The sequence below is a fragment of the Achromobacter pulmonis genome, assembly GCF_002885955.2.
Lineage (GTDB): Bacteria > Pseudomonadota > Gammaproteobacteria > Burkholderiales > Burkholderiaceae_B > Achromobacter > Achromobacter pulmonis_A.
In genome coordinates this window covers 1,080,853-1,106,009 of the sequence record NZ_POQS01000001.1, presented here as the reverse complement: position 1 = coordinate 1,106,009, position 25,157 = coordinate 1,080,853, and the positions used below count along the sequence as shown (strand labels likewise).

20 protein-coding genes, 1 tRNA gene and 2 pseudogenes are annotated in these 25,157 nt (G+C 66.8%); 14 read left to right on the top strand and 9 right to left on the bottom strand.

Going from position 1 to position 25,157, the window contains the following annotated elements:
• Positions 1 to 19: 19 nt before the first annotated feature.
• From C1I89_RS05180 to C1I89_RS05155, 6 genes and pseudogenes are all read right to left on the bottom strand, one after another.
• Positions 20 to 2,032: a retention module-containing protein gene (locus C1I89_RS05180; protein WP_102771676.1), complete on the bottom strand. Its 2,013-nt coding sequence runs from the start codon at positions 2,030 to 2,032 to the stop codon at positions 20 to 22.
• An 84-nt stretch (positions 2,033 to 2,116) separates the two neighbouring features.
• Positions 2,117 to 2,773, bottom strand: coding sequence for a response regulator transcription factor (locus C1I89_RS05175; RefSeq protein WP_102771675.1), 657 nt, complete (start codon positions 2,771 to 2,773; stop codon positions 2,117 to 2,119).
• A gap of 19 nt (positions 2,774 to 2,792) precedes the next feature.
• Complete coding sequence (locus C1I89_RS05170) at positions 2,793 to 4,214, bottom strand: HlyD family type I secretion periplasmic adaptor subunit (RefSeq protein ID WP_102771674.1); 1,422 nt, start codon at positions 4,212 to 4,214, stop codon at positions 2,793 to 2,795.
• 7 nt (positions 4,215 to 4,221) lie between these two features.
• A pseudogene (locus C1I89_RS05165) lies at positions 4,222 to 6,387 on the bottom strand (type I secretion system permease/ATPase).
• On the bottom strand, positions 6,371 to 6,583 hold the full coding sequence (locus C1I89_RS05160; protein WP_043542665.1) for a hypothetical protein: 213 nt from the start codon (positions 6,581 to 6,583) through the stop codon (positions 6,371 to 6,373). Before C1I89_RS05160 ends, C1I89_RS05165 begins: the two are co-directional and overlap by 17 nt.
• Positions 6,584 to 6,608: 25 nt before the next feature.
• Positions 6,609 to 8,090, bottom strand: a complete 1,482-nt coding sequence (locus C1I89_RS05155; RefSeq protein ID WP_102771673.1) for a TolC family outer membrane protein — start codon at positions 8,088 to 8,090, stop codon at positions 6,609 to 6,611.
• Positions 8,091 to 8,614: 524 nt separating this feature from the next.
• Here C1I89_RS05155 and leuC point away from each other — a divergent pair.
• The 13 genes and pseudogenes from leuC (at position 8,615) to C1I89_RS05095 (ending at position 22,113) form a co-directional block, all read left to right on the top strand.
• Entirely contained in the window at positions 8,615 to 10,018 is a 1,404-nt protein-coding gene (leuC, locus tag C1I89_RS05150; RefSeq protein ID WP_102771672.1) for a 3-isopropylmalate dehydratase large subunit, read from the top strand.
• A gap of 24 nt (positions 10,019 to 10,042) precedes the next feature.
• Positions 10,043 to 10,693, top strand: a complete 651-nt coding sequence (gene leuD, locus C1I89_RS05145; RefSeq protein WP_102771671.1) for a 3-isopropylmalate dehydratase small subunit — start codon at positions 10,043 to 10,045, stop codon at positions 10,691 to 10,693.
• Positions 10,694 to 10,728: 35 nt separating this feature from the next.
• Positions 10,729 to 11,805, top strand: coding sequence for a 3-isopropylmalate dehydrogenase (gene leuB, locus C1I89_RS05140; RefSeq protein WP_102771670.1), 1,077 nt, complete (start codon positions 10,729 to 10,731; stop codon positions 11,803 to 11,805).
• 218 nt (positions 11,806 to 12,023) lie between these two features.
• Entirely contained in the window at positions 12,024 to 13,154 is a 1,131-nt protein-coding gene (gene asd, locus C1I89_RS05135) for an aspartate-semialdehyde dehydrogenase (RefSeq protein ID WP_102771669.1), read from the top strand.
• A gap of 259 nt (positions 13,155 to 13,413) precedes the next feature.
• Complete coding sequence (locus C1I89_RS05130; protein WP_102771668.1) at positions 13,414 to 15,348, top strand: FimV/HubP family polar landmark protein; 1,935 nt, start codon at positions 13,414 to 13,416, stop codon at positions 15,346 to 15,348.
• Between the two features lie 3 nt (positions 15,349 to 15,351).
• Entirely contained in the window at positions 15,352 to 16,161 is an 810-nt protein-coding gene (gene truA, locus C1I89_RS05125; RefSeq protein ID WP_102771667.1) for a tRNA pseudouridine(38-40) synthase TruA, read from the top strand.
• A 53-nt stretch (positions 16,162 to 16,214) separates the two neighbouring features.
• A pseudogene (locus C1I89_RS35830) lies at positions 16,215 to 16,481 on the top strand (twin-arginine translocation signal domain-containing protein); the annotation flags it as partial.
• Positions 16,482 to 16,538: 57 nt separating this feature from the next.
• Entirely contained in the window at positions 16,539 to 18,449 is a 1,911-nt protein-coding gene (locus C1I89_RS05120; RefSeq protein ID WP_102771873.1) for a FimV/HubP family polar landmark protein, read from the top strand.
• A gap of 3 nt (positions 18,450 to 18,452) precedes the next feature.
• Positions 18,453 to 19,262 (top strand): tRNA pseudouridine(38-40) synthase TruA, encoded by an 810-nt coding sequence (gene truA / locus C1I89_RS05115; RefSeq protein ID WP_102771667.1) that lies wholly within the window; start codon positions 18,453 to 18,455, stop codon positions 19,260 to 19,262.
• 53 nt (positions 19,263 to 19,315) lie between these two features.
• Entirely contained in the window at positions 19,316 to 20,413 is a 1,098-nt protein-coding gene (locus C1I89_RS05110) for a TRAP transporter substrate-binding protein (RefSeq protein ID WP_102771666.1), read from the top strand.
• A 59-nt stretch (positions 20,414 to 20,472) separates the two neighbouring features.
• Complete coding sequence (locus C1I89_RS05105) at positions 20,473 to 21,171, top strand: phosphoribosylanthranilate isomerase (RefSeq protein WP_258231351.1); 699 nt, start codon at positions 20,473 to 20,475, stop codon at positions 21,169 to 21,171.
• A gap of 124 nt (positions 21,172 to 21,295) precedes the next feature.
• A tRNA-Val gene (locus C1I89_RS05100) sits at positions 21,296 to 21,372 on the top strand.
• 546 nt (positions 21,373 to 21,918) lie between these two features.
• On the top strand, positions 21,919 to 22,113 hold the full coding sequence (locus C1I89_RS05095) for a hypothetical protein (RefSeq protein ID WP_102771664.1): 195 nt from the start codon (positions 21,919 to 21,921) through the stop codon (positions 22,111 to 22,113).
• A gap of 39 nt (positions 22,114 to 22,152) precedes the next feature.
• Here the strand turns inward: C1I89_RS05095 and C1I89_RS35085 are convergent, their stop codons facing one another.
• Complete coding sequence (locus C1I89_RS35085; RefSeq protein WP_102771663.1) at positions 22,153 to 22,590, bottom strand: hypothetical protein; 438 nt, start codon at positions 22,588 to 22,590, stop codon at positions 22,153 to 22,155.
• A gap of 319 nt (positions 22,591 to 22,909) precedes the next feature.
• On the opposite strand from C1I89_RS35085, the gene C1I89_RS05085 reads away from it, so the two are divergent.
• Positions 22,910 to 24,460, top strand: a complete 1,551-nt coding sequence (locus C1I89_RS05085) for a GGDEF domain-containing protein (RefSeq protein WP_102771872.1) — start codon at positions 22,910 to 22,912, stop codon at positions 24,458 to 24,460.
• Between the two features lie 18 nt (positions 24,461 to 24,478).
• Here C1I89_RS05085 and C1I89_RS05080 read toward each other — a convergent pair whose 3' ends face one another.
• Together C1I89_RS05080 and C1I89_RS05075 are read right to left on the bottom strand one after the other, a co-directional pair.
• Positions 24,479 to 24,700: a CrpP-related protein gene (locus C1I89_RS05080; RefSeq protein WP_102771662.1), complete on the bottom strand. Its 222-nt coding sequence runs from the start codon at positions 24,698 to 24,700 to the stop codon at positions 24,479 to 24,481.
• A 163-nt stretch (positions 24,701 to 24,863) separates the two neighbouring features.
• Positions 24,864 to 25,091, bottom strand: coding sequence for a hypothetical protein (locus C1I89_RS05075; protein WP_102771661.1), 228 nt, complete (start codon positions 25,089 to 25,091; stop codon positions 24,864 to 24,866).
• Positions 25,092 to 25,157 lie beyond the last annotated feature (66 nt).

The window sequence follows — 25,157 nt, the reverse complement described above, 5'->3', positions numbered from 1 at the left end:
CCGGAGGGGTCGGTGGCGGTCACGGTGACNTCAGCGTGAAGGTGCCGCCGTTGGAGCCGGCCACGGGCTGGCCCACGCCGGCTTCCTTGTCGTTGACCTGCGAGACCGAGAGCGCGTCGCCGTCCGGATCGCGGTCGTTGCCGAGCACGCCTTCGGTGCGGTGGTCGACGACCAGGACGGTGTCTTCCTGGGTGCGGCCGGCGTCATCGAGGGCGATCGGCTCGGGGTTGCCGATGGTCCAGACGAAGGTCTGCGAGACCGAGGCGCCCGATTTGTCGGTGGCGGTCACGGTGATCAGGTACTCGCCCTTGACGCCGGTGTTGGTGTGGTCGGAGGCCCAGTTGGCCAGCGTGCCGGAGAAGGTGCCGGTGGCGGTGTCGAAGGTGAGGCCGCCGGGCACGTGGTCGACGGAGTAGGTCAGCGCGTCGCCATTGTCGATATCGCTGAAATAGCCGGACAGGTCATAGCTGACCGTGTCGCCGTCCATGTTGTCGCGGTTGTCCAGCGCGATCGCCACGGGCGCATCGTTGGTGCCGGTGATCTCGACCGTCAGGGTGGCCGTGCTGGTGCCGCCTTCGCCGTCCGAAACCAGGTAGGTGATGGAGCTGCTGGTTTTCTCGCCGGCCGCCAGGTTCTGGAAGTCCGCGCCGGGGTTGAAAGTGTACGAGCCGTCGGCGTTCAGCGTGAACGTGCCGCCGCCCGAGCCGGTGACGACGCTGCCCACGCCGGCGGCGCTGCCGTTGACTGCGGTGACGGTCAGCGTGTCGCCGTCCGGGTCGTTGTCGTTGGACAGCACGCCGTTCGCGGCGTCGACGCTCAGGGTGGTGTCTTCGTCGGTCTGGCCGACGTCATCCAGGGCGGTGGGCGCGGGGTTGGTCACGTCCCAGTCGAAGGACTGCGAGGTGGTGGCGCCGGAGGGGTCGGTGGCGGTCACGGTGACCGTGTAGACGCCGTTGTTGCCGCCCTGCGAGGCCGAGTGGTCGATGGTGCCGGTGATCACGCCCGTGTTGGGATCGATGCTCAGTCCGGGCGGCAGGCCGTTGGCGGTGTAGGTCAGCTTGTCGCTGGTGTCCGGGTCGGAGAAGTAGCCGGAGACGTCGTAGCTCACGCCGGTCTGGGCGTCGACGCCGCTGGTGCCGGAGATGGCGGTCGACACCGGGCCTTCGTTGCTGCCGGTGATCGTGATGACCACGTTGGCGGTGGAGGTGGCGCCGCTGGGGTCCGTGATGACGTACGAAATCGTGGTGGTGGTGGTTTCGCCTTCGGCCAGGTGGGTGTAGTTGCCGCCCGGGTTGAAGACGTAGCTGCCGTCGGGCTGGATGGTGAAGGTGCCGCCGTTGCTGCCGTTGACGGTGATGCCGCCCGGGGTCATGGGACGGCCGCTGATCGAGACGATGGCCAGCGGGTCGCCGTCGGGATCGGAGTCGTTGAGCAGCAGGTTGCCGCGCACCAGGCTGTCCTGGCCGCCGCGGCCGGCGTCGTCGAGCGCGTTGGGCGCGTTATTGACGGTGGTGGGGGTGACGGTCGCTTCTTCGTCGTCGCCGCGCGAGCCCAGGCCCGACAGGCGGGGCAGCACGTCGTTGGCGCGGGCAGGATTGGGGTAGGCCAGGTCCAGCGGAGACGTGGTTTCGAGGATGCGGGCCAGGCGCACGAAGCTGCTGCCGCCGTTATCGCCGCCGCCGGCCACCACGGCCGCGGTGGGATCGAGTTCGTCGAACGGGTCGCGGCCGTCGCGCAGGGCGGCCAGCAGGCGGTCGGAATCGGTGCCGCTGGGCGGGGCCACCGCGGCTTCCGAGGGATCGGCCAGCGGGCCGCCCATGTCGCCGTTCATCGCCACTTCGCGGCCTTCGCCGATCACGATCGGCATGCCGTCGCCCACCTGAAGCGAAACCGTGGCGCCCGAGGCCGTGACGACCTCGCTGCCGGCGGGCACTTTGCTGCCCTGGTGCAGTTCGGTCAGGGAACCGTCGCTATTGCGTATCCAGGCGCGACCGGTGATTTCGTTGACGACTGCAGGGGTAGTGTTGGCCATGTTGGTTCCGTTTCAGGGAGTTATCCAAGATGACCAGATACTAGGTCGCGCCGGCGGCGCGGGATATTGTCCTCAAGGACAGTATCAGGAGGCGATTTTGGCGGCGCTGTCGGCGGGGGTGGAAATGCCGTGGACCAGCAGGGCGAGCTGCAGGCGGTCGGTGACGCCCAGCTTCTCGAAAACGGCCGACAGGTGGGCCTTGACCGTGCGTTCGGTAATGCCCAGGGTCTCGGCGATGGGCGCGTTGGCATGGCCGTTGGCGGCGTAGCGCGCCACCGTCATTTCGCGTTCGGTCAAGAGGCCGCCGTCCCACGAGGGCGCGCCCTGGGTGCGTTCAGCCACCAGCTTGAGCAGCCGGGACACCAGGGACCTGCCCATCCAGATGCCGCCGGAGGCCACCACCTCCAGCGCCTGCGACAGGGCCGCCGCCGGCGCATAGCTGTGGCAATAGCCGTGGGCGCCCGCGCCCAGGGCCTGCGTGCCTTCTTCGTCGTTGGGGCTGGGGCTGGCCACGACGACGCGCATTTCCGCCAGGGCGGCGGTCCAGCTGGGGTCCTGCCAGGAGGGAAGCCGGGGCAGGCCGGTATCCAGCACCGCCAGCGTGCGGCCCTGCTCGCGCCAGCGCTGCAGGTCGGCAAGGCCGCGCCCGCGGGCGGCCATCCAGCGCGCCGGGTCCAGCGCGCGCCAGTGTTGCCACAACAGGTCGTCGTGCGTAATCAACAGGACAGGAACGGGTTTCATAAAGCCTTGCAGTCCTCCGTCAACGTTCGGTGAAGGCATTCGCCTTGGCGCGCAATATCGGCTTGAGCAGGTATTGCAGCACCGTGCGCTTGCCGGTCAGGATATGGACCTCCGCCACCATCCCGGGGATGATGGGCAACAGCTTCTCGCCCACGGTGCTGCGGTCCGTGCGGACGCGCACCACGTAGTAGGAATTGCCTTTCTCGTCGGTCACGGTGTCCGCGCCGATCTGCTCGACCTTGCCTTCCAGGCCGCCGTAGATGGCGAAGTCGTAGGCGGTGAACTTCACTTCGGCCTTCTGGTCGGCGTGCAGGAAGCCGATGTCGCGCGGCAGGATGCGCACTTCGAGCAGCAGGGTGTCGTCCTTGGGCACGATCTCGATGATGTCCTTGCCCGGCTGCACCACACCGCCGACGGTGTTGTTGAACAGCGTCTTGACGGTGCCGCGCACCGGGGCGCGGACTTCGGCCAGCTTGACCCGGTCGACCAGCGCCAGCTTGCCTTCGCGCAGCGTCGACAGCTTGGTGTTGGTTTCGGACAGTTCGCTGCGGGCCTGGTTGCGGATATTGAGCTCGGCTTCCTGGATCTTGCTTTCGGCTTCCTTGATCGAGGCCTGGAAACGGTCGATCTGCGCTTCGGCGCCTTTCTGTTCGCCGCAATAGCGCGCCACGTCGCGCTGCAGGCGCAGCAGGTCGACCTCGGAGACGGCGCCGCTCTTGAGCAGCGGGCGGGTCACCTGCAGTTCGCGCGAGGTCAGGCCACAGCTGGCGGCGGCCTGGTCGCGCTTGGCGATGGTTTCGCGCAGGTCTTCCTGGCGCTGATTGAGCTGTTCGCGGGCGACGTTGACGGTGGCGTTCAGTTCGCTGGTGCGGGCCTGCCACGCATTGCGTTCCATTTCGACCAGCCCTGGCGCCTGCGCCAGTACCTCTTCGGGCGCGACGAAGGGCTCGCCCGTGGCCAGCGCCTTCAGGCGCGCCGACTTGGCCAGCAGCGACAGGTATTCGGCGTTGTTCTCGCCCAGCGACGAGGCGAAGCGGGTGGAGTCGATCCTGAGCAGGACTTCGCCGGCCTCGACCTCCTGACCGGGGCGCACCAGGATTTCCTCGACGATGCCGCCGTCCAGGCTCTGGATGATCTGCACCTGGCGCGACGGCACGACCTTGCCTTCGCCGCGGACGACCTCGTCGATGCTGCCCACGGCGGCCCAGAACAGCAGGCCGCCGGTGGCCAGCAGGCTGACCCACAGCAGGATGCGCGAGCCGCGCGCCTGGGATTCGTGGATGACCCATTCCGCATTGCCGACGTAGTCGGAGCGGTGCTGCGGCTTGTTCCGGTCGGCGCCGTCGAGCAGGCGGTCGAAAAAGAACATGAAGACGCCGCGCAGCTTGCGCCACAGGGTTCCAAACAGGCCGTGCCTGGTTTCGGCTGGGTTGTTCAGCATGCTTGCCTCAGCTTCCGCGTCCGACGCGTCCTTGACGCAGGGCTTCGACCACTTGCTCCTTGGGACCGTCGGCCACGATGTGGCCGTTGTCGATCACGATGAGCCGGTCGACCAGGTCCAGCAAGGCGGTGCGGTGCGTGACCAGCAGGATGGTCTTGGTTTCGCTGGCTTCTCCCAGGCGCTTGCGCAGCTGGGCTTCGCTCTGGTGGTCCATGTTGCTGCTGGGCTCGTCCAGCAGCAGGATGGGCGGATCGTTGATCAGGGCGCGGGCCACGGCCACCGACTGGCGCTGGCCGCCGGACAGGGACTCGCCGCGTTCGCCGATCAGCATGTCGAAGCCATTGGGATGGAGGTTGGCGAAATCCGTGACGCCGGCCAGGTTGGCGGCCGCGAGGATGCTGGCGTCGTCGGCGTAGGGCGCGCCCATGGCCAGGTTGTGCTTGAGGCTGCCGTAGAAAAGCAGCGGGTCCTGGGGCACGTGGCCGATGGCCCGGCGCACGTCGGCCGGATCGATCTGGCGCACGTCGATGCCGTCGAGCAGCACCGCGCCCTCGGTGGGCTCATACAGCGCCAGGGCCAGTTTTTCCAGCGTGGTCTTGCCCGAGCCGATGCGGCCGATGACGCCGACCTTTTCGCCCGGCTTGAGCTTGAACGAGACCTTCTTCAGCGCCGGCTGCGCCGCGCCCGGATAGGTGAAGCTGACGTCGCGGAATTCCAGCCCGCCGTGGAACACGGGGCGGTGCAGGAATTCGGCATTGGCGGGGCGTTCGACCGGCAGCTTCATGTAGTTGTCGATCGAACCCAGCGACGTGCGCGCGTTCTGGTACTGCATGAGCAGGCCGGCGACCTGCCCCAGCGGCGCCAGGCAGCGGCCCGCGATCATGGACGCGGCGATGATGCCGCCCATGGAGATGGCGGACTCCTGCGCCTGGTAGACGCCGATGATCACGACCGAGATCGACACCATCTGCTGCACGGCCTGCACGAAACCGACCGTGGACGAGGAGATCAGCTTGAGCTTGCCGCCGGTCTAGGCGATGAATTCGGTGGCGCGTTCCCAGTTGCGCTGGATCGCGCCCTGGGCGTTGAGCGTCTTGACGGCCTCCAGGCCGGTCAGCGCCTCGACCAGGGTGGCGTTGCGCTGCGAGGCGGCCTGGAACGACGACATGGTCAGCGCTTCCATGCGCGCCTGCGCCGCCAGCGACACCAGCAGGATCAGCACGATGGCGACCAGCGGCGGCAGCACCATCCAGGGCGAGATCCAGGCCAGGGCCAGCAGGAACAGCAGGATGAAGGGCAGGTCCACCAGGGTGGTGATGGTGGCCGAGGCGATGAAGTCGCGGATGGACTCGAACGAGCGCAGGTTGGCGGCGAAGGAGCCGACCGACACCGGCCTGCCTTCCAGCCGCAGGTCCAGCACCCGTTCCATGATCTGGGCCGACAGGCGCACGTCGACCCGCTTGCTGGCGCTGTCGACCACGTGCGAGCGGGCGGTGCCCAGGATCATGTTGAAGATCACGACCAGCGTGATGCCGATGGCCAGCACCCAGAGGGTTTCGATGGCGTTGTTGGGCACGACGCGGTCATAGACGTTCATCGTGAACAACGGCATGGCCATCGCGAAGATGTTGATCAGCAGCGCCGCGACCAGCGCGTCGCGGTACAGGCGCCGGTTCTCCATGATGGCGGCCCAGAACCAATGGCGCTCGCGCACCTTGGCGACCTCGGGCGCGCGCGCGTCGAAGCGGAACTGCGGGCGCACGAAGCACACCAGGCCGGTGTATTGCGCCGCCAGTTCCGTGGCGCTCATTTCCATGGAGCTGCCGCCCAGTTCGGGATGGCTGACCACGTATTTGTCGCCGTCCGTCTTCAGCAGCAGACAGGCGCGCTCGCCATGCAGCAGCAGGATGGCGGGCAGCAGGTCCTGGGAAATGCTTTCGAGCGGGCGTTTGACCACGCGCGCCGACATCTGCGCGCGCGCGGCGGCGCGCGGCAGCAGGGCGGGGGTCAGCCGGTGTTCTTCGAGCGGCAGGCCCGAAGACAGCGCCTGGGCCGTGGCCGTCACCCCGTGCAGCCGGGTGATTTCCACCAGACAGTCCAGCAGGGGATCGTCATGCGCGGCGCGGGCGTCCGCGCGCCACTCCCGGGCGGCCAGTTCAGATAACTTGTCCATCTTCGTCATCCAGCAGGTCGAGGTGTTCCGAGAGTCGCGCGCGCTGCTGCTTGCGCTGGGTGAGTTTCTGTTGCGCCTGTATCGGCAGGTCCGTCATACGCAAGGTGCCATTGGCGATCAGCGCGTCGATCAGGTCTTCCAGGACGCGGACGAAGTCCGCGTCCAATTGCGAGAAGTCTTTGCCCTGTTTCGGCATGGGGTCTCCTTGCGCCAACGGGCGCTCAGGGTTTGGCGCTGGGCGAGCTCATGGGAATGAGCGTGGGCGGCAGCGCGCCTTCGTTGTATTTCACATGCACGGGCGCCAGGCGGGCGGTGTCGGGAACCGTCGAGTTGCACAGCTTGATCACTTCGTCGGACACCACCAGCTTGCCGTTTTCCTCGGGCATTTCGTTGCGTGCGGGCTGCAGCGCCAGGGCGGGCAGCAGCGCGTGCGACAGCGCCAGCCAGCGGTACTGAGCGAGCTGCAGATCATACAAGGCGTTGGTCAGCGCGCGACGCGATTCGAAGAGTTCGTTCTCGGTGTCCAGCAGGTCCAGCAGCGAGCGCTGGCCGATCTGGAATTGCTGGCGATAGGCCTCGCGCACCTTGGTGGTGGCGACTTCGTGATCGCGCAGGAACGGCAGCTTCTGGTTCAGGCTGACGATGTTGTTCCAGGCCACGGCCAGGTCCTGCTGCACGTTGCGGCAGGTGTAGTCGCGGATGTCGCGCGCGGCGTAGGACTGCGCGGCGGTCTGGCGCACCCGGGCCGAATCGGCGCCGCCGCGGTACAGGTTGTAGCTCATGACGAGCTGGACGCTGGAGTTCTGGATGTCGCGGTTCTGGGGCGTCGGGTCGTTCTGGTCGCGGCCGGTGGCGGCCACGAATTCGAACTTGGGCGAGAACGCGCCCTTGGACGAGGCGACGCCGGCTTCGGCGGCCTGCTTGGACAGGAAGCTGGGGTTGCGGCGCAGCGACTCGTTGAAGTCGGCGGGCTTGGCCGGCAGCTTGCCGCTGATGTCGGGCGGCGGCTGCATGGATTCCGGGGGCAGGGCGCCGGTCACGCGCTGGAAGCGCTGCTGCACGTCCAGCAGGTTGGCGGTCTCGGTCATCAGGTTGGTCTGCGCCAGCGCCAGGCGGCCGCCGGCCTGTTCCAGGTCGACGCGGCGGCCCACGCCCGATTCGGTGCGCTCGTTGATCTGCTTGAGCGTTTCCTCGTGCAGGGAATAGTTCTGACGGGCCAGCAGTTCCATGTCGCGGTAGCGCTGCAGGTCGACATAGGCCTGCACGGCGGAAAACGCCGTCGTGTCGCTGGTGGCCAGCAGGTCGTAGAACTTCGCCAGTTTGTCGAAGCCCGCCTGCTTGACGTCATTGCTGGTGCGGAAGCCGTCGAAAATCAATTGCCGCAACTCGACGCTGTAGCCCGGCCGGCTCCAGTTCTGCGAACCCACGCCCGGCACGTTGTTGCGGTACTCGCGACCCACATAGCCTTGTGCGTTGACCTGCGGGAAGAACGCCGCGCGCGCGACGTTCTGGCCTTCCAGCGAGGCCTGGAAATCATGGTACTTGGCCTGGATTTCCGGGTTGCTGAGCAGGGTCTGCTCGACGATCTGGTTCATCGTGACCGCGGGCTGCGACGCAGCCGGAGCGGATGACTGTGCAAATGCCGCAGGACCGAATGCCAGGGCAAGGGCCGAAGCCGTGCTTTTGAGCAAAAACGAAGCCATAGTGATTATTCGCGAGTCGAGTTGAGGATTAGATGGCCGCCATATTGTGTGGAAATGTCAGTTTTGACGAGTCAATATTTGTTAATAGTTGACGAACTTTTCCAGGCGCTCCATTGAGCTTCTCCGCGTATCATCCATTAATTCAGGCTAACTTGCACGATCTTTGCTCAGTAAGGTCTTGATATGCGGGTTTAATTCAAATTTAAGTCGGTTTATTTCTCTTTATTTCGTAAAAGAAGCAACCGCGGCCACGAATAATTATATCGGTTTGATAATTTTGTATCTGTTTATCGGTCCGGTTTTACATGTGAGGTTATTTGCAACAACAATGGCCGCTGATATGAAACACACAGCAGAAGGCGTTGCGCGCCCAGCATGGTAGTGCTGGTACTGGTATATCAGGTGTGGTTGTACTAGGTTCCGGGCGTGGGCATAATTCCTCCATGCCGCAGCGGCCGGTGCGGGAGCGAATTGCTCACACCGTGCGAGGCCCGAGTCGGACTGTCTACCAGCAGAGCGCATCCATGGCCCAAACCCTTTACGACAAACTCTGGGACGCCCACGTCGTCCATCAGGAATCAGACGGCACCTGTCTGCTCTATATCGACCGCCACCTGGTGCACGAAGTCACCAGCCCGCAGGCGTTCGAGGGGCTGGCCCTGGCCGGCCGCAAGCCGTGGCGCACCGGCGCCAACCTGGCGGTGGCGGACCACAACGTGCCCACCCTGAACCGCGCCCAGGGCATCGACGACCCGATTTCGCGCCTGCAGGTGGATACGCTGGACGCCAACTGCGAAAAATACGGCATTACCGAATTCCGCATGAATGACCTGCGTCAAGGTATCGTGCACGTGATCGGCCCGGAGCAGGGCGCGACGCTGCCCGGCATGACGGTGGTCTGTGGCGACTCGCACACCAGCACGCACGGCGCGCTGGGTGCGCTGGCCTTCGGCATCGGCACGTCCGAGGTCGAGCACGTGCTGGCCACCCAGACGCTGCTCATGAAGAAAGCCAAGAGCATGCTCATCAAGGTCGAAGGCGAACTGCCCTTCGGCTGCACCGCCAAGGACGTGGTGCTGCACATCATCGGCCGGATCGGCACGGCCGGCGGCACGGGCTATGCCATCGAGTTCGCCGGCAGCACCATCCGCGGCCTGTCCGTGGAAGGCCGCATGACCATCTGCAACATGGCCATCGAGGCCGGCGCCCGGTCGGGCATGGTCGCGGTCGACGACAAGACCATCGAGTATTTCCGCGGCCGTCCCTTCGCGCCCACCGGCGTGCTCTGGGACCAGGCGGTCGCCTACTGGCGCACGCTGCATACGGACGAAGGCGCCAAGTTCGACTCCGTCGTCGAGGTCGACGCGCGCGACATCACGCCGCAGGTCACCTGGGGCACGTCGCCCGAAATGGTGCTGCCGGTGGATTCCCGCGTGCCGGACCCGGACCGCGAAAAGGACGAAGGACGCCGCAGCGGCATGGAGCGCGCGCTGCAGTACATGGGCCTCAAGCCCAACACGCCGCTCACCGACATCCGCATCGACCGCGTCTTCATCGGCTCGTGCACCAACTCCCGCATCGAAGACCTGCGCGCCGCCGCCGCCGTGGCCCGCGGCAAGCACGTGGCTTCCAATGTGCGCCAGGCCATGGTCGTGCCGGGCTCGGGCCTGGTCAAGCAGCAGGCCGAACGCGAAGGGCTGGACAAGATCTTCATCGAAGCCGGTTTCGAATGGCGCGAGCCGGGCTGCTCCATGTGCCTGGCCATGAACGCCGACCGCCTCGAACCGGGCGAACGCTGCGCCTCCACCTCGAACCGCAACTTCGAAGGCCGGCAGGGGCAGGGCGGGCGCACCCACCTGGTGAGCCCGGCCATGGCCGCCGCCGCCGCGGTGGCCGGCCACTTCGTCGACGTCCGCACCTTCCGTTAAGCGCCACGCACCGAGACCGACATCATGCAAGCATTTACCAATCACGAAGGCCTGGTGGCTCCGCTCGACCGCGAAAACGTCGACACGGACCTCATCATCCCCAAGCAGTTCCTCAAGTCCATCAAGCGCTCCGGCTTCGGCCCGAACCTGTTCGACGAACTGCGCTACCTGGACCACGGCGAACCGGGCATGGACAACAGCAAGCGTCCGCTGAATCCGGATTTCGTGCTGAACCAGCCGCGCTACCAGGGCGCGTCGGTGCTGCTGACGCGCAAGAACTTCGGCTGCGGCTCGAGCCGCGAGCATGCGCCCTGGGCGCTGACCCAATACGGCTTTCGCGCCATCATCGCGCCGTCGTATGCCGACATTTTCTTCAACAACAGCTTCAAGAACGGCCTGCTGCCCATCGTGCTGTCCGAGCTGGAAGTCGCGCGCCTGTTCGACGAAGTCAAGGCCTTCGCCGGCTACAAGCTGCGCATCGACCTGGAGCGCCAGGTCGTGGTGGCGGCCGACGGCCGTGAAATGGGCTTCGAGATCGAACCCTTCCGCAAGTACTGCCTGCTCAACGGCTTCGACGACATCGGCCTGACCCTGCGCCAGTCCGACAAGATCCGCGCCTTCGAGGCCGAGCGCCTGGCGCGCCATCCGTGGCTGGAAAGCCGCCCCATCGCCTGACGCACCGCTTATTCCGACCACAGGATAGTTTTCGTATGACTCACAATATCGCAGTCCTGCCGGGTGACGGCATCGGCCCGGAAATCGTCGAACAGGCCGTGCGCGTCCTGAAGGCGCTGGACATTCCCCTCGACATCAAGGAAGCGCCCGTGGGCGGCGCGGCGTTCGACGCGTTCGAGCATCCGCTGCCGCCGGCCACGCTCAAGCTGGCCCAGGAATCGCACGCCGTGCTGTTCGGCGCCGTCGGCGACTGGAAGTACGACAGCCTGCCGCGCGAATTCCGCCCGGAACAGGCCATTCTGGGCCTGCGCAAGGCGCTCGGCCTGTTCGCCAACCTGCGCCCGGCCATCCTGTATCCCGAGCTGGCCAGCGCGTCCTCGCTCAAGCCCGAGATCGTGTCCGGCCTGGACATCCTGATCATCCGCGAACTGACCGGCGACATCTACTTCGGCACGCCGCGCGGCGTGCGCGCCTCGCCCGACGGCGCCTTCGCCGGCGAGCGCGAGGGCTACGACACCATGCGCTATGCCGAATCCGAAGTGCGCCGCATCGCGCGCATCGGCTTCGAATCGGCCCGCAAGCGCAACAAGAAGCTGTGCAGCGTGGACAAGGCCAACGTGCTGGAGACCTCGCAGTTCTGGCGCGACATCGTGATCGAGGTGGCCCGCGACTATCCCGACGTGGAGCTGTCGCACATGTACGTCGACAACGCCGCCATGCAGCTGGTGCGCAGCCCGCGCCAGTTCGACGTCATCGTCACCGGCAACCTGTTCGGCGACATCCTGTCGGACGAGGCGGCCATGCTGACCGGCTCGATCGGCATGCTGCCCTCGGCCTCGCTCAATGCCGGCGGCCAGGGCCTGTACGAACCCAGCCACGGCTCGGCCCCGGACATCGCCGGGCAGGGCGTGGCCAATCCGCTGGCCACCATTCTGTCGGCCGCCATGCTGCTGCGCTACTCGCTGAACCTGGCGCCGCAGGCCGACCGGATCGAGGCCGCGGTGCGCCGCGTGCTGGCCGACGGGCTGCGCACCGCCGACATCTTCGAGGCGGGCACGACCAAGGTCGGCACCGCCCAGATGGGCGACGCGGTGCTCAAAGCCCTGGGCTGAGCCGCCTGACGGACTCGGCAAGAGGCCGTCCAGGTGGCGGCCTCTTGCATTTCGGGGCTTTCCGGCGTGGCCGGGACGCCGCGAAAACCGTCCCGGCCCATTGCGGCCCCAATTTTTTATAGCTGCGCCGCAACATCTCCCCGTGCATTCTGATAAATTGTTGAATTGCACGGCTTTTTTCCCGGACCCTGTCTTCACCTTTATATAGAGCGATTGAAATGAATCAAGCAGTAGGCCTTGTCGGCTGGCGCGGTATGGTCGGCTCGGTGCTCATGCAACGCATGCGCGACGAGAACGACTTCGCACTGATCGAGCCGGTTTTCTTCTCCACCAGCAACGCTGGCGGCGCTGCGCCCACTTGGGCCGACGGCGCGGGCCCGCTGCAGGACGCCTACGACATTGACGCTCTGAAAAAACTGCCGATCATCGTGACGGCGCAAGGCGGCGACTACACGTCCGAGATCTATCCCAAGCTGCGCGGCGCCGGCTGGAACGGCATCTGGATCGACGCGGCCAGCACGCTGCGCATGGCCGACGACGCCATCATCGTGCTGGACCCGGTCAACCGCCCGGTCATCGACGCGGCGCTCAAGCGCGGCGTGCGCAACTTCGTCGGCGGCAACTGCACGGTCAGCTGCATGCTGATGGGCCTGGCCGGCCTGTTCAACAACGACCTGGTCGAATGGATGACGACCATGACGTACCAGGCCGCCTCGGGCGGCGGCGCGCAGCACATGCGCGAGCTGCTGACCCAGTTCGGCGAAATCAACCAGGCGGTCAAGCCGCTGCTGGACGATCCCGCCTCGGCCATCCTCGAAATCGACCGCGGCGTGCTGGCCAAGCAGAAGGACCCGGCGCTGCCTCAGGAGCATTTCGGCGTGCCGCTGGGCGGCAACCTGATCCCCTGGATCGACAAGGACCTGGGCAACGGCATGTCCAAGGAAGAATGGAAGGGCGAGGTCGAGACCAACAAGATCCTCGGCCGCGGCGCCGCCTTCGGCACGCCCGCCACCCCGATCGACGGCCTGTGCGTGCGCATCGGCGCCATGCGCTGCCATAGCCAGGCGCTGACCATCAAGCTCAAGCGCGACCTGCCGATCGACGAGATCGAAGCGCTGATCGCGCAAGGCACGCAATGGGCCAAGGTGGTGCCGAACACCAAGGAAGCGACCGTCGCGGCGCTGACGCCGGTGGCCGTCACCGGCACGCTCGACATCCCCGTGGGCCGTCTGCGCAAGCTGTCGATGGGCTCGCAATACCTCGGCGCGTTCACGGTCGGCGACCAGCTGCTGTGGGGCGCCGCCGAGCCGCTGCGCCGCATGCTGCGCATCGCGCTGGCCGAGGCCTGAGGCCGGTCTGGCGGCGCGTCGCGCCGCCTGTACACGCCGTCAGCGCGAACAAGGGCACCTGCGGGTGCCCTTGTCGTTTTACGCGGGGTCCGGCCGCATGCGCGGGACCGGCGCGCCAGCAAATCCCGGCGGGCCTTTCAGGTTTGTGAAATGCGCTCGATCCATTACACTTTTCCGATGAATTGATGCCGATTCCGGCCATGTTCGGCATGGATCGGCGCCAGCCCGTCATTCGACTACAAGAACGGAATTCCAGCTTATGACCCAGCGTTCGCGCCAAGTGAAGCATGCCCGCCGTTTGAAAGCCTTGCAGTGGGCGATCGCGTTGGCGATCGGTTCAAGCGTGTGCGGCTCGGCTGCGGCCATGCGCGTGGGGCATTCGCGGGTGGTTTCGGTGCCGGGCGCGCCGCTGCAGGCGATGGTGGGACTGCAGGACCTGACGCCCGATGAAGTGTCGTCGCTGAAGGTCTCGGTGGCCGACGAGGCGGCGTGGCAGCGCGCCGGCCTGAAGCCGCCGGTTCCGCTGGCCAGCATGGTGGTGCGCGTCGAAGACGGCATGGACCCCACGCGCAAGAACCTGCGCGTGCGCGCTTCGCAGCCACCGGCCAGCGGCGCGGTGGACCTGCTGCTGGACATCAGTTCCAGCTCCGGCCAGCGCCAGGTGCAGGTCAGCATCCTGGTGCCGCTGCGCGGCACCACCGCCGAGGTCACGCCGGCCGCGGTCGGCACGCCGTCGCGCGCGGCCGGCGGCCGTTCGGTCAACGTCAAGTCGGGCGACAACCTGTTCGGCATCGCCCAGCGCAACGCGGTGCCCAACGCCTCGGTCTACCAGATGCTGGTGGCCCTGTGGCGCGCCAATCCGCAAGCCTTCATCCAGAACAACATGAACCTGGTGCGCGCCGGCGAGAAGCTGACGATCCCGGACGCCGCCACCGTGCGCGCCGTGGACCCGGCCGAGGCGCGCCGCATTTTCAACGAACACGCGGAAGCCTTCGCCAAATACCGCTCGCGCATTGGCGCGGCCTCGGCCGCGAACCCCGCCGTGGTCCGCGGGCAGGGCGGCGCCTCCGGCAGCGTCGCAGCGCCGGCGGAAACCGGCGTCGCCACCGCCACGCCGCCGCAGGACCGCGTGCGCCTGTCCGCCGGACGCGCCGAGGACAGCGCGGCCGCCCAGGCCGAAGCGCAGGCCGATGCGCGGACCTCCCAGCAGCGCGCCATGGCCGACGTGCAGGGACGGGTGGACCAGCTGCAGAGCAACGTCGACGATTTGAACAAGGCGCTCGAACAGCAGCGCGCGGGCGCGGCGGGGGCAACAGGTACGCCGGGCGCCGCGGGCACGCCGGGGGCAGCGGGTACGCCGGGGGCAGCGGGTACGCCGGGGGCCGCAGGTACGCCGGGCGCTGCAGGCACGCCGGGTGCAACAGGCACGCCGGGTGCAACAGGTACGCCGGGTGCAACAGGTACGCCGGGTGCAACAGGTACACCGGGTGCTGCGGGTACGCCTGGCGAAGCGGGTACGCCCGGCGCAGCAGGTGCATCGGGCGCTGCAGGCGCACCGGGTGCTGCAGGCACGCCAGGAGCAACCGGCACGCCGGGCGCAGCAGGCACTTCGAGCGCGGCAGGCACGCCGGGCGCGGCAGGCACGCCGGGCGCAACTGGCACGCCGGGCACAGCAGGTACGCCGGGCACAGCAGGTACGCCGGGTGCTGTAGGTACGCCGGGCGCAGCAGGCACGCCGGGCACAGCGGGCACGCCGGGCGCAGCGGGCACGCCGGGCGCAGCGGGCACGCCGGGCGCAGCAGGCACGCCGGGCGCAGCAGGCGCGCCGGGCGCAACAGGCGCGCCGGGTGCTGCAGGCACGCCGGGCCCCGCGGCCGCGCCCGGCGCCGTCCAGGCGGACAAGCCCGCCGGCACGCCGCCCATAAAGCAGGAGAACTCGTCGGGCATGCCTTCGTGGCTGGCCGACAATCTGCTCGTCATCGTCACCGCCGTGCTGGCGCTGATTGCCTTCGCCATTGCCTGGCTGCTGCGCCGGGCGGGCGCCCGGCGCGAGGACGACGACGAGGAGACCTACGCCTATAACGAGCCGGTGCTGGATACGGCAGCACTGAACCGCAAGCTCGACAGCATCAATCTCGACCTGGACGAACCGCCCACGGACGAACCGCGCCGTGTCGGCGGTCCACGGGTTTGATACATGTCTAGAGTTGCATTGGGGCTGGCGTACGACGGCTCCGCCTGGCAGGGTTGGCAGACGCAGCCGCATCGGCAGACGGTGCAGGATACGCTGGAGGCCGCGCTGGGACGTTTTTGCGGGATCGAGGAACCGGTGCCGACGATTTGCGCGGGCCGCACGGACACCGGCGTGCATGGCGCCATGCAGGTGGTCCACCTGGACACGGCGCTGGACCGTCGCATGGAATCCTGGGTCAGGGGCGTCAACGCGTTTCTGCCGCCCAGCATTTCGGTGCAGTGGGCGCAGCAGGTATCGGATGAATTCCACGCCCGGTTTTCGGCCAGCGCGCGGACCTACGTCTATCTGCTGTGGCGCGGCCGGGTGCGTCCGGCGCTGTGGGCAGGGCGCGCGGGCTGGTGCTTCCAGCCGCTGGACGTGGACGCGATGCGCGCGGCGGCGAGCGCCTTGCTGGGCGAGCACGATTTCTCCAGCTTCCGTTCTTCGCAATGCCAGGCCAGGCATCCGGTGCGCTACCTGCAGCGGCTCGACATCGAAGAGCGCGGGCCGTTCCTGGTGTTCACCTTGAAGGCGAACGCCTTCCTGCATCACATGGTGCGCAATATCATGGGAGCGTTGCTGCAGGTCGGGCAGGGCAGGGAGACGGTCGACTGGATGGCGCAGCTGCTGTCGTGGCGCGACCGCAAGCGCGGCGCGCCGACGTTCGCGCCGGACGGCCTGTACCTCTCGGCCATCGATTATCCCGAAGCGTTCGGGCTGCAGGAACTCGACGGCGGGTCGCAGTTGCTGTCGCCGTTTACTCAAACCTATTAGGAAAGCCGCCGGCGACGGCGCCGCCTTTTCCTGCCCGATGGAGGCCTTTTGCCATGCGACGCCGCGCGTTTTTGAAGCAGACCGCCCTGGGAGCCGCCGCCGGCGGCGCGGCCGTGGCGGCTCCGGTTTTCGCGCAGGAAGCTCCGGCCGTCGCATGGAGGCTGGCTTCCAGCTTTCCCGATGAATCGCCGACGATGTCGGCGGGCGCCGAAGACGTGGCGCGCTATGTCTCCGAAGTGACGGACGGGCGTTTCACCATCGAGATCTATCCGGCCGGCGATCTGGTGCAGCCGGGCCAGATACTCGAGGCCGTGCAGTATCGCGTCGTCGATTGCGGCCATACGGCCTCGACCCGCTATTTCGACACGGACCCGGCGCTGAGCTTCGACGNTTTGAAAGCCTTGCAGTGGGCGATCGCGTTGGCGATCGGTTCAAGCGTGTGCGGCTCGGCTGCGGCCATGCGCGTGGGGCATTCGCGGGTGGTTTCGGTGCCGGGCGCGCCGCTGCAGGCGATGGTGGGACTGCAGGACCTGACGCCCGATGAAGTGTCGTCGCTGAAGGTCTCGGTGGCCGACGAGGCGGCGTGGCAGCGCGCCGGCCTGAAGCCGCCGGTTCCGCTGGCCAGCATGGTGGTGCGCGTCGAAGACGGCATGGACCCCACGCGCAAGAACCTGCGCGTGCGCGCTTCGCAGCCACCGGCCAGCGGCGCGGTGGACCTGCTGCTGGACATCAGTTCCAGCTCCGGCCAGCGCCAGGTGCAGGTCAGCATCCTGGTGCCGCTGCGCGGCACCACCGCCGAGGTCACGCCGGCCGCGGTCGGCACGCCGTCGCGCGCGGCCGGCGGCCGTTCGGTCAACGTCAAGTCGGGCGACAACCTGTTCGGCATCGCCCAGCGCAACGCGGTGCCCAACGCCTCGGTCTACCAGATGCTGGTGGCCCTGTGGCGCGCCAATCCGCAAGCCTTCATCCAGAACAACATGAACCTGGTGCGCGCCGGCGAGAAGCTGACGATCCCGGACGCCGCCACCGTGCGCGCCGTGGACCCGGCCGAGGCGCGCCGCATTTTCAACGAACACGCGGAAGCCTTCGCCAAATACCGCTCGCGCATTGGCGCGGCCTCGGCCGCGAACCCCGCCGTGGTCCGCGGGCAGGGCGGCGCCTCCGGCAGCGTCGCAGCGCCGGCGGAAACCGGCGTCGCCACCGCCACGCCGCCGCAGGACCGCGTGCGCCTGTCCGCCGGACGCGCCGAGGACAGCGCGGCCGCCCAGGCCGAAGCGCAGGCCGATGCGCGGACCTCCCAGCAGCGCGCCATGGCCGACGTGCAGGGACGGGTGGACCAGCTGCAGAGCAACGTCGACGATTTGAACAAGGCGCTCGAACAGCAGCGCGCGGGCGCGGCGGGGGCAACAGGTACGCCGGGCGCCGCGGGCACGCCGGGGGCAGCGGGTACGCCGGGGGCAGCGGGTACGCCGGGGGCCGCAGGTACGCCGGGCGCTGCAGGCACGCCGGGTGCAACAGGCACGCCGGGTGCAACAGGTACGCCGGGTGCAACAGGTACGCCGGGTGCAACAGGTACACCGGGTGCTGCGGGTACGCCTGGCGAAGCGGGTACGCCCGGCGCAGCAGGTGCATCGGGCGCTGCAGGCGCACCGGGTGCTGCAGGCACGCCAGGAGCAACCGGCACGCCGGGCGCAGCAGGCACTTCGAGCGCGGCAGGCACGCCGGGCGCGGCAGGCACGCCGGGCGCAACTGGCACGCCGGGCACAGCAGGTACGCCGGGCACAGCAGGTACGCCGGGTGCTGTAGGTACGCCGGGCGCAGCAGGCACGCCGGGCACAGCGGGCACGCCGGGCGCAGCGGGCACGCCGGGCGCAGCGGGCACGCCGGGCGCAGCAGGCACGCCGGGCGCAGCAGGCGCGCCGGGCGCAACAGGCGCGCCGGGTGCTGCAGGCACGCCGGGCCCCGCGGCCGCGCCCGGCGCCGTCCAGGCGGACAAGCCCGCCGGCACGCCGCCCATAAAGCAGGAGAACTCGTCGGGCATGCCTTCGTGGCTGGCCGACAATCTGCTCGTCATCGTCACCGCCGTGCTGGCGCTGATTGCCTTCGCCATTGCCTGGCTGCTGCGCCGGGCGGGCGCCCGGCGCGAGGACGACGACGAGGAGACCTACGCCTATAACGAGCCGGTGCTGGATACGGCAGCACTGAACCGCAAGCTCGACAGCATCAATCTCGACCTGGACGAACCGCCCACGGACGAACCGCGCCGTGTCGGCGGTCCACGGGTTTGATACATGTCTAGAGTTGCATTGGGGCTGGCGTACGACGGCTCCGCCTGGCAGGGTTGGCAGACGCAGCCGCATCGGCAGACGGTGCAGGATACGCTGGAGGCCGCGCTGGGACGTTTTTGCGGGATCGAGGAACCGGTGCCGACGATTTGCGCGGGCCGCACGGACACCGGCGTGCATGGCGCCATGCAGGTGGTCCACCTGGACACGGCGCTGGACCGTCGCATGGAATCCTGGGTCAGGGGCGTCAACGCGTTTCTGCCGCCCAGCATTTCGGTGCAGTGGGCGCAGCAGGTATCGGATGAATTCCACGCCCGGTTTTCGGCCAGCGCGCGGACCTACGTCTATCTGCTGTGGCGCGGCCGGGTGCGTCCGGCGCTGTGGGCAGGGCGCGCGGGCTGGTGCTTCCAGCCGCTGGACGTGGACGCGATGCGCGCGGCGGCGAGCGCCTTGCTGGGCGAGCACGATTTCTCCAGCTTCCGTTCTTCGCAATGCCAGGCCAGGCATCCGGTGCGCTACCTGCAGCGGCTCGACATCGAAGAGCGCGGGCCGTTCCTGGTGTTCACCTTGAAGGCGAACGCCTTCCTGCATCACATGGTGCGCAATATCATGGGAGCGTTGCTGCAGGTCGGGCAGGGCAGGGAGACGGTCGACTGGATGGCGCAGCTGCTGTCGTGGCGCGACCGCAAGCGCGGCGCGCCGACGTTCGCGCCGGACGGCCTGTACCTCTCGGCCATCGATTATCCCGAAGCGTTCGGGCTGCAGGAACTCGACGGCGGGTCGCAGTTGCTGTCGCCGTTTACTCAAACCTATTAGGAAAGCCGCCGGCGACGGCGCCGCCTTTTCCTGCCCGATGGAGGCCTTTTGCCATGCGACGCCGCGCGTTTTTGAAGCAGACCGCCCTGGGAGCCGCCGCCGGCGGCGCGGCCGTGGCGGCTCCGGTTTTCGCGCAGGAAGCTCCGGCCGTCGCATGGAGGCTGGCTTCCAGCTTTCCCGATGAATCGCCGACGATGTCGGCGGGCGCCGAAGACGTGGCGCGCTATGTCTCCGAAGTGACGGACGGGCGTTTCACCATCGAGATCTATCCGGCCGGCGATCTGGTGCAGCCGGGCCAGATACTCGAGGCCGTGCAGTATCGCGTCGTCGATTGCGGCCATACGGCCTCGACCCGCTATTTCGACACGGACCCGGCGCTGAGCTTCGACGCCGGCGTGCCGTTCGGCCTGAACACGCGGCAGATGCACGCGTGGATGCTCCAGGGCGAGGGCCTGGCGCTGACGCGCGTGCTGTTCGACAAGTACAACATCCTGAACTTTCCCTGTGGCTACACCGGCGCCCAGATGGGCGGCTGGTTCCGCCCGGAAATCAAGACCGTGGACGACTTGCGCGGGCTGAAGGTCAAAGCCGGCGGATTCGCCCGCGCGGTGCTTGCCCGCATGGGCGCGATTCCCGTCGCGGTGCCGGTGGCGGAAACCTATGCCGCGCTGGAACAGGGCGTGGTGGACGCGGTCGCCTGGATCGGCCCCTACGACGACGAGAGCCTGGCGCTCTATAAGGTCGCCAGGAACTACTATTTTCCCGGCTGGTGGGCCGGCACGCTGCAGTTGTCGCTGTACGTCAACCAGGACGCCTACGACGAGCTGCCCAAGCCGTACCAGTCCGCGCTGGCGCTGGCCTGCAACATGGCCACGGGCAACATGATCGCCAAGTACGACGCCGGCAATCCACAGGCGCTGCGCCGCCTGGTCTCGCGCGGGGCCCAATTGAAGGCGTTTCCCAGGCCGCTGCTGCAGGCCGGCTACGAAGCGTCGCTCGCCGTCTATAAAGAAATCAGCGCCAAGAACCCCATGTTCAAGAAACTCTACGAAAGCATGACGGCGTTTCGCGACATGGAAGCGCCGTGGTTCCGCCTGGCCGAAGGCAGCTTCGACAACCTCATGACGACTCTGGCTCAGCCGGGCTCCTAGCGTGCCGGCCTCGCCCGGCGGATATACTGAATCAACCCGTCGCGCATGCGACGAAGCCACTGAAGAATTCCATGCGCACACGCATCAAGATCTGCGGATTGACCCGCGAAGAAGACATCGACGCCGCCGTCGCGGCCGGCGTCGACGCCATCGGCTTTGTCTTCTACCCCAAGAGCAAACGCTGCCTCACGCCCACGCGCGCCGCGCAGTTGCGGCGCATGGTGCCGGCCTTTGTCGATGTCGTGGCCCTGTTCGTCAATCCCGCGCAAAGCGAGGTCGAGGCCGTGCTCGACCAGGTCGGGCCGGAACTGCTGCAGTTCCACGGCGACGAAACGCCGCAGGATTGCGCCCACTACGGCCGCCGCTTCCTGCGCGCGTTCCGCGCCGGCGCGCCTGGCCTGGAAACCGCGGAAAACCTGGCGTCCACCTGCCGCGCCTACGGCGAGGCCGCGGGCTGGCTGTTCGACAGCTACAGCGCGGGCTACGGCGGCAGCGGCCACGGCTTCGACTACGCCTTGCTCGACGAAGTGAGGGCCGATCCGATCTCGCGCCCGCTGATCCTGTCGGGCGGATTGAACGCCCAAAACGTGGGCCAGGCGGTGCGCTCGCTGCGGCCTTGGGGCGTGGATGTGAGCAGCGGAGTCGAGGTCGAGCAAGGAATAAAAAGTTCTGATAGAATCTCGTTCTTCGTTGCCGCGGTGCAAGCCGCGGACGCGATACTGAAGAGTGAAGCAGTGCTGATGAATAAGCCGCACTGAGTAGTGTGAAGTTGTGCTGGGAATGTCGCCAAGCTGGTTTTCCCGGACGCAATGAAAAATGCAAAAAATCTTCCAAGACGATTTGCATAGTTCAAAAAAGCACTATATAATTCTTCTTCTTTGCAGGCGGTTAGCTCAGCTGGTTAGAGCGCCACGTTGACATCGTGGAGGTCGTTGGTTCGATTCCAATACCGCCTACCAAATTCCTGCAAAGTGGTGCCAAGCACCGCCTTAAAAGCCGCGTAAGTCTTAGACTTCGCGGCTTTTTGCTTTCTGTGCTGCAAAGTAGCGCCAAGCGATTTAAGGGTAGGAATGAGTAAGGCCAATCAGAATAAGGGTAGGCCCCCGCCGCCTCATTTTCCCGCCTCTGCCGCGCACCGATCCAGATAATCTGACCACCACTGCATGAGCCGGCTGCGCCCGTCCAGATACTCAGCGTGGTTATTGCGCGCTGCTGCGCTCATGCTTCACGTTTAGCTTTTGACTGTCCAACTTCTTGACGTCAGTTCGCAAACCGTGCCGTTTTGCATTGATGAGAGGAATGCGGTGAGCCTGACGGTTTCTTCTTGTCCGCAATCTCGGCGAGTGAACATTGGCATGCCACCCGTCCATCGCTTGGAAGTCGCGCGCATCCACCCTCGCCGGGCTGAAGGTCCTGCGCCGCAAATATACTGTATAAAAATACAGTATATTGGGGCTATGGGGCTGCGCGAGCCAGCCCCTGGCATGTGCGGTAGGGGACGAGAAATGGCCGATGAGGAATGGACACAACGGGACGAGTATTGCTGGCAGGGACCGCCTGGTTGGACGATCTGCCGCGTGTTTGTCGAGGGCATGTGGCAATACGAACTGTGGTTCAGCCGCGGCGCCAGCGGCACGATCTACGGCATGCGCGCATCGCTGGGCGCCGCGCAGGATCTCTACAGGCAGAAGCTGCGCTAGGCCGTCACCGGCGGGATTCCGGCGCGCCCGAGCGCAAGTCTATCCAGCCAGCTTCATGGAAACGTCGGCGTGCGTACCACGATCCAGATCGATTCCCTTCCCGGCCGTACATTCGGGCAGGTCGAGCAGTTCGGCCGCGACTTCTCCGGCTTCGATTCGTCGCGTGATGTCATCCAGCAGTTCCGTGCGCGAAGCAAACCCTCGACCTCTCAGGCCTTTCACAAAAAGGCGGTAGGTCAAGTTGGGTTCGACGCCTTTCATCACGCCGAGGTCGAAAATCCTGCCTTGTTCGTTCCGAAGAAACAGGTGGCCGGGCCTGGCGTAGATTCTGTATACCCGCCACGGCGACAAGGTCGCGGCGTGCGCAACCGGCGGGCGCGCACGCTGGCCGTCCTGCTGCCGTGACGACGTCGCCGGCGGGATGAGCTTCCGGCAAGCCGTGATGGCGCGGGCGAAGGACCTGCTGAATAGCTTCATAAGGCGGCCTGAATGAATCGAAGCGCGGCGTAGCCGCGATACAGCGAATCAGCCGACCAGATTTGGATTTGGGATTGAAGGCTGCCGGCCTTTATCGAGGTGGAGCATGCGATTCGCCACTAACGAATCCGGCAACAGTGCATCGTCGTGGCAGGCGCCACACCACCACAGTACGCTCAATACCGGCTGGCCCCTACGATTGAATTGAAACAAGCATGGCGCGCGCCCGACCCGCCTGCGGAGCGGCGATTGAAATAAACTGTGCACAACGGAAATATGCCGTATTTGATTTCAACCAGGGGGCGGTGTGAGCGACAAAATGCCGCGGCGGGGGCGATCCACCGCGCGTCGGGTGACGCTGGGACTGGTCGCGGGCTGGCTCGTGCTGGTCGCGGGTCTTGCGCAGTGGATGTCGCAGGGGATCGAAGCGACGCGGCTGGGCAGCCTGGCAGCCAGCGCGGAATATGAAACCCGGATTACCGCGCGCGTCATGGACCGCCTGTTCACCGAGATGATCAGCGTCGCGAACATGGTGTCCCGCCAGGCCCAGGTAATCGAGCTCGCCGCCCGATACCGCACCGATCCTCCCGGCGCGGCGGAGCTGACCCGGCAGGAGCGGGCGGCTTTGTTCACGCGCGATCCCCTGGTGCGCAAGGTGGGCGACCTCATGAATGCGCTGGCCGGCGATCTGCGGTATGCGCGCATTTATATGAACAATATGTCGGACGATACGGTGACGGCCAGCAACTGGGCGGAGCCGGACAGTATCGTCGGCATGGTTTATTCGGGTCGGGCCTATCTGGTGGACGCGTTGCGTGAGGGCAAGGGCAGTTATTTCGGCATTGCCCGGCTGAACAAGAGCCCCTCGTACTTCGTTTCCAGCCGCATCGAGGACGTGAACGAGCAGCCGTTGGGATCGGTGACGGTGAAATTCGATGCGCCGGACGTGGCGCTGTACCTGGCTGGGCGGCATACCACGCTGGTCGTGAACCGCCAGGGGCGGGTGACCACGGCTTCGTCCGCGTCGTTCATGCTGCGCAACGTGGCGGCGCTCATGCCTGCGGGCACGGTGCTGCCTTCCGACGGCGATGAAGATCCGGGCGAGCCCATGGACCTGCGCCCGATTGCTTCCCATGCGGACCAATGGCTGGTCGAAGGCCGGCCGTACCTGGTGCGGCGCCAGCCGCTGTCCAATGCCCAGTACCAGCTGATTACGCTGGCTTCGCTGGACGAGCTGACGCTCATGCGCCGGCAGCATCTGTGGGTGGCGGGGCTGGTGGCGGTGTTCGGCTCGGTGCTGATCCTGCTTTCCAGCCACGCGGTCGGGCAGATCGTGAGACGCCGCCAGGATGAACGGCACGCGGCCAATCATGACGCGCTTACCGGTTTGCCGAACCGGCGGGCCGTCATGGCCGAACTGGAGCGGTATTTTTCGCTGGCGAACCGGATGCAGCGCTGCGTGCTGGTGGCGTTCATCGACCTGGACGGTTTCAAGACGATCAACGATACCTACGGCCACGATATAGGCGACAAATTCCTGATCGAGGTGGGCCGGCGCCTGTCGGCCGGCCTGCGTGCCGGCGACATGCTGGGACGCTGGGGAGGCGACGAGTTCGTCGTGGTCGGGCTGGGCGCGCGGCCCGGGCCGGACGCGCCGGAGGGTGCGATCGTGGAGGCCATGCGCGCGCGGCTTGCGCCGTTGCTCAGCGGCGCCTACACGCTGGACGGCTGCCGCTTTCATTACGCGGGCGCGAGCTTCGGCATCGTGAGCGCGGACCCTGCCGCAAGCACGCTGCCGGCCGTGCTCAAGCAAGCCGATCTGCTGATGTACGCGGACAAGCAGGCGCGCCGTCAGACGCAGACGGCTTGATCCGCCAGGACGCCGCCCTCAGTCGGACAGTTGCTGCTGTTGCCGCCGCTTCAGGTCGGCAAGCCTGGCCTGGGTTTCGCGGCGCCAGCCGTCTTCCCAGGACGTCAGTTTCGCGCGCCACTTGCTGGGCGATTCGCCCGTGTGGCCCGGCATGTTTATCGCCTTCATGTACGGGCAGGCCGAGAGAGGTACGCCGTGCCTTGCAGCTTCCTGGCCAGCCTTGTGGATGAGCTCATCCATTTCGCGCCTCCGAGGGTAGAAGTTGCCTTAGGGACGACGATGACCGTCGTCTCTCCGGAAGTCCAGCACTGTTACTGCGCGAAATAGAGGAGCGGGTCTCAAAAAAAGCGCCCGTAGAGCTGGGCGCGTAAGGAGTGTGCGATGGCGGGCGGCGCATTCGACGTCAGCGGCCTCCCGGCTTGCCGACAGGCGGATTTTTGCCCGCCTGCTCCTGGGTTTTCTTGTTGCGGCCGTAGGCGTCCCGTCCTTCGGGCAGTTCCTTTCCACCGCCGGGATAGCCGGAGTTCGAGTCCGGGTCAGTGTTCTCTCGCCCCGTGGGAGGGCCGTCCGCGGTGGGTTGGGCCTTGCGCCGTTCGTTGTCGGATTCGGCATGGAAGGGAAGCTTGGGCATGTCGCGGGTTCCTGGTTCGCACGATCGCCGCAACGCTGCGGCGATCAGCTTGCAGCAAGCGGCGTG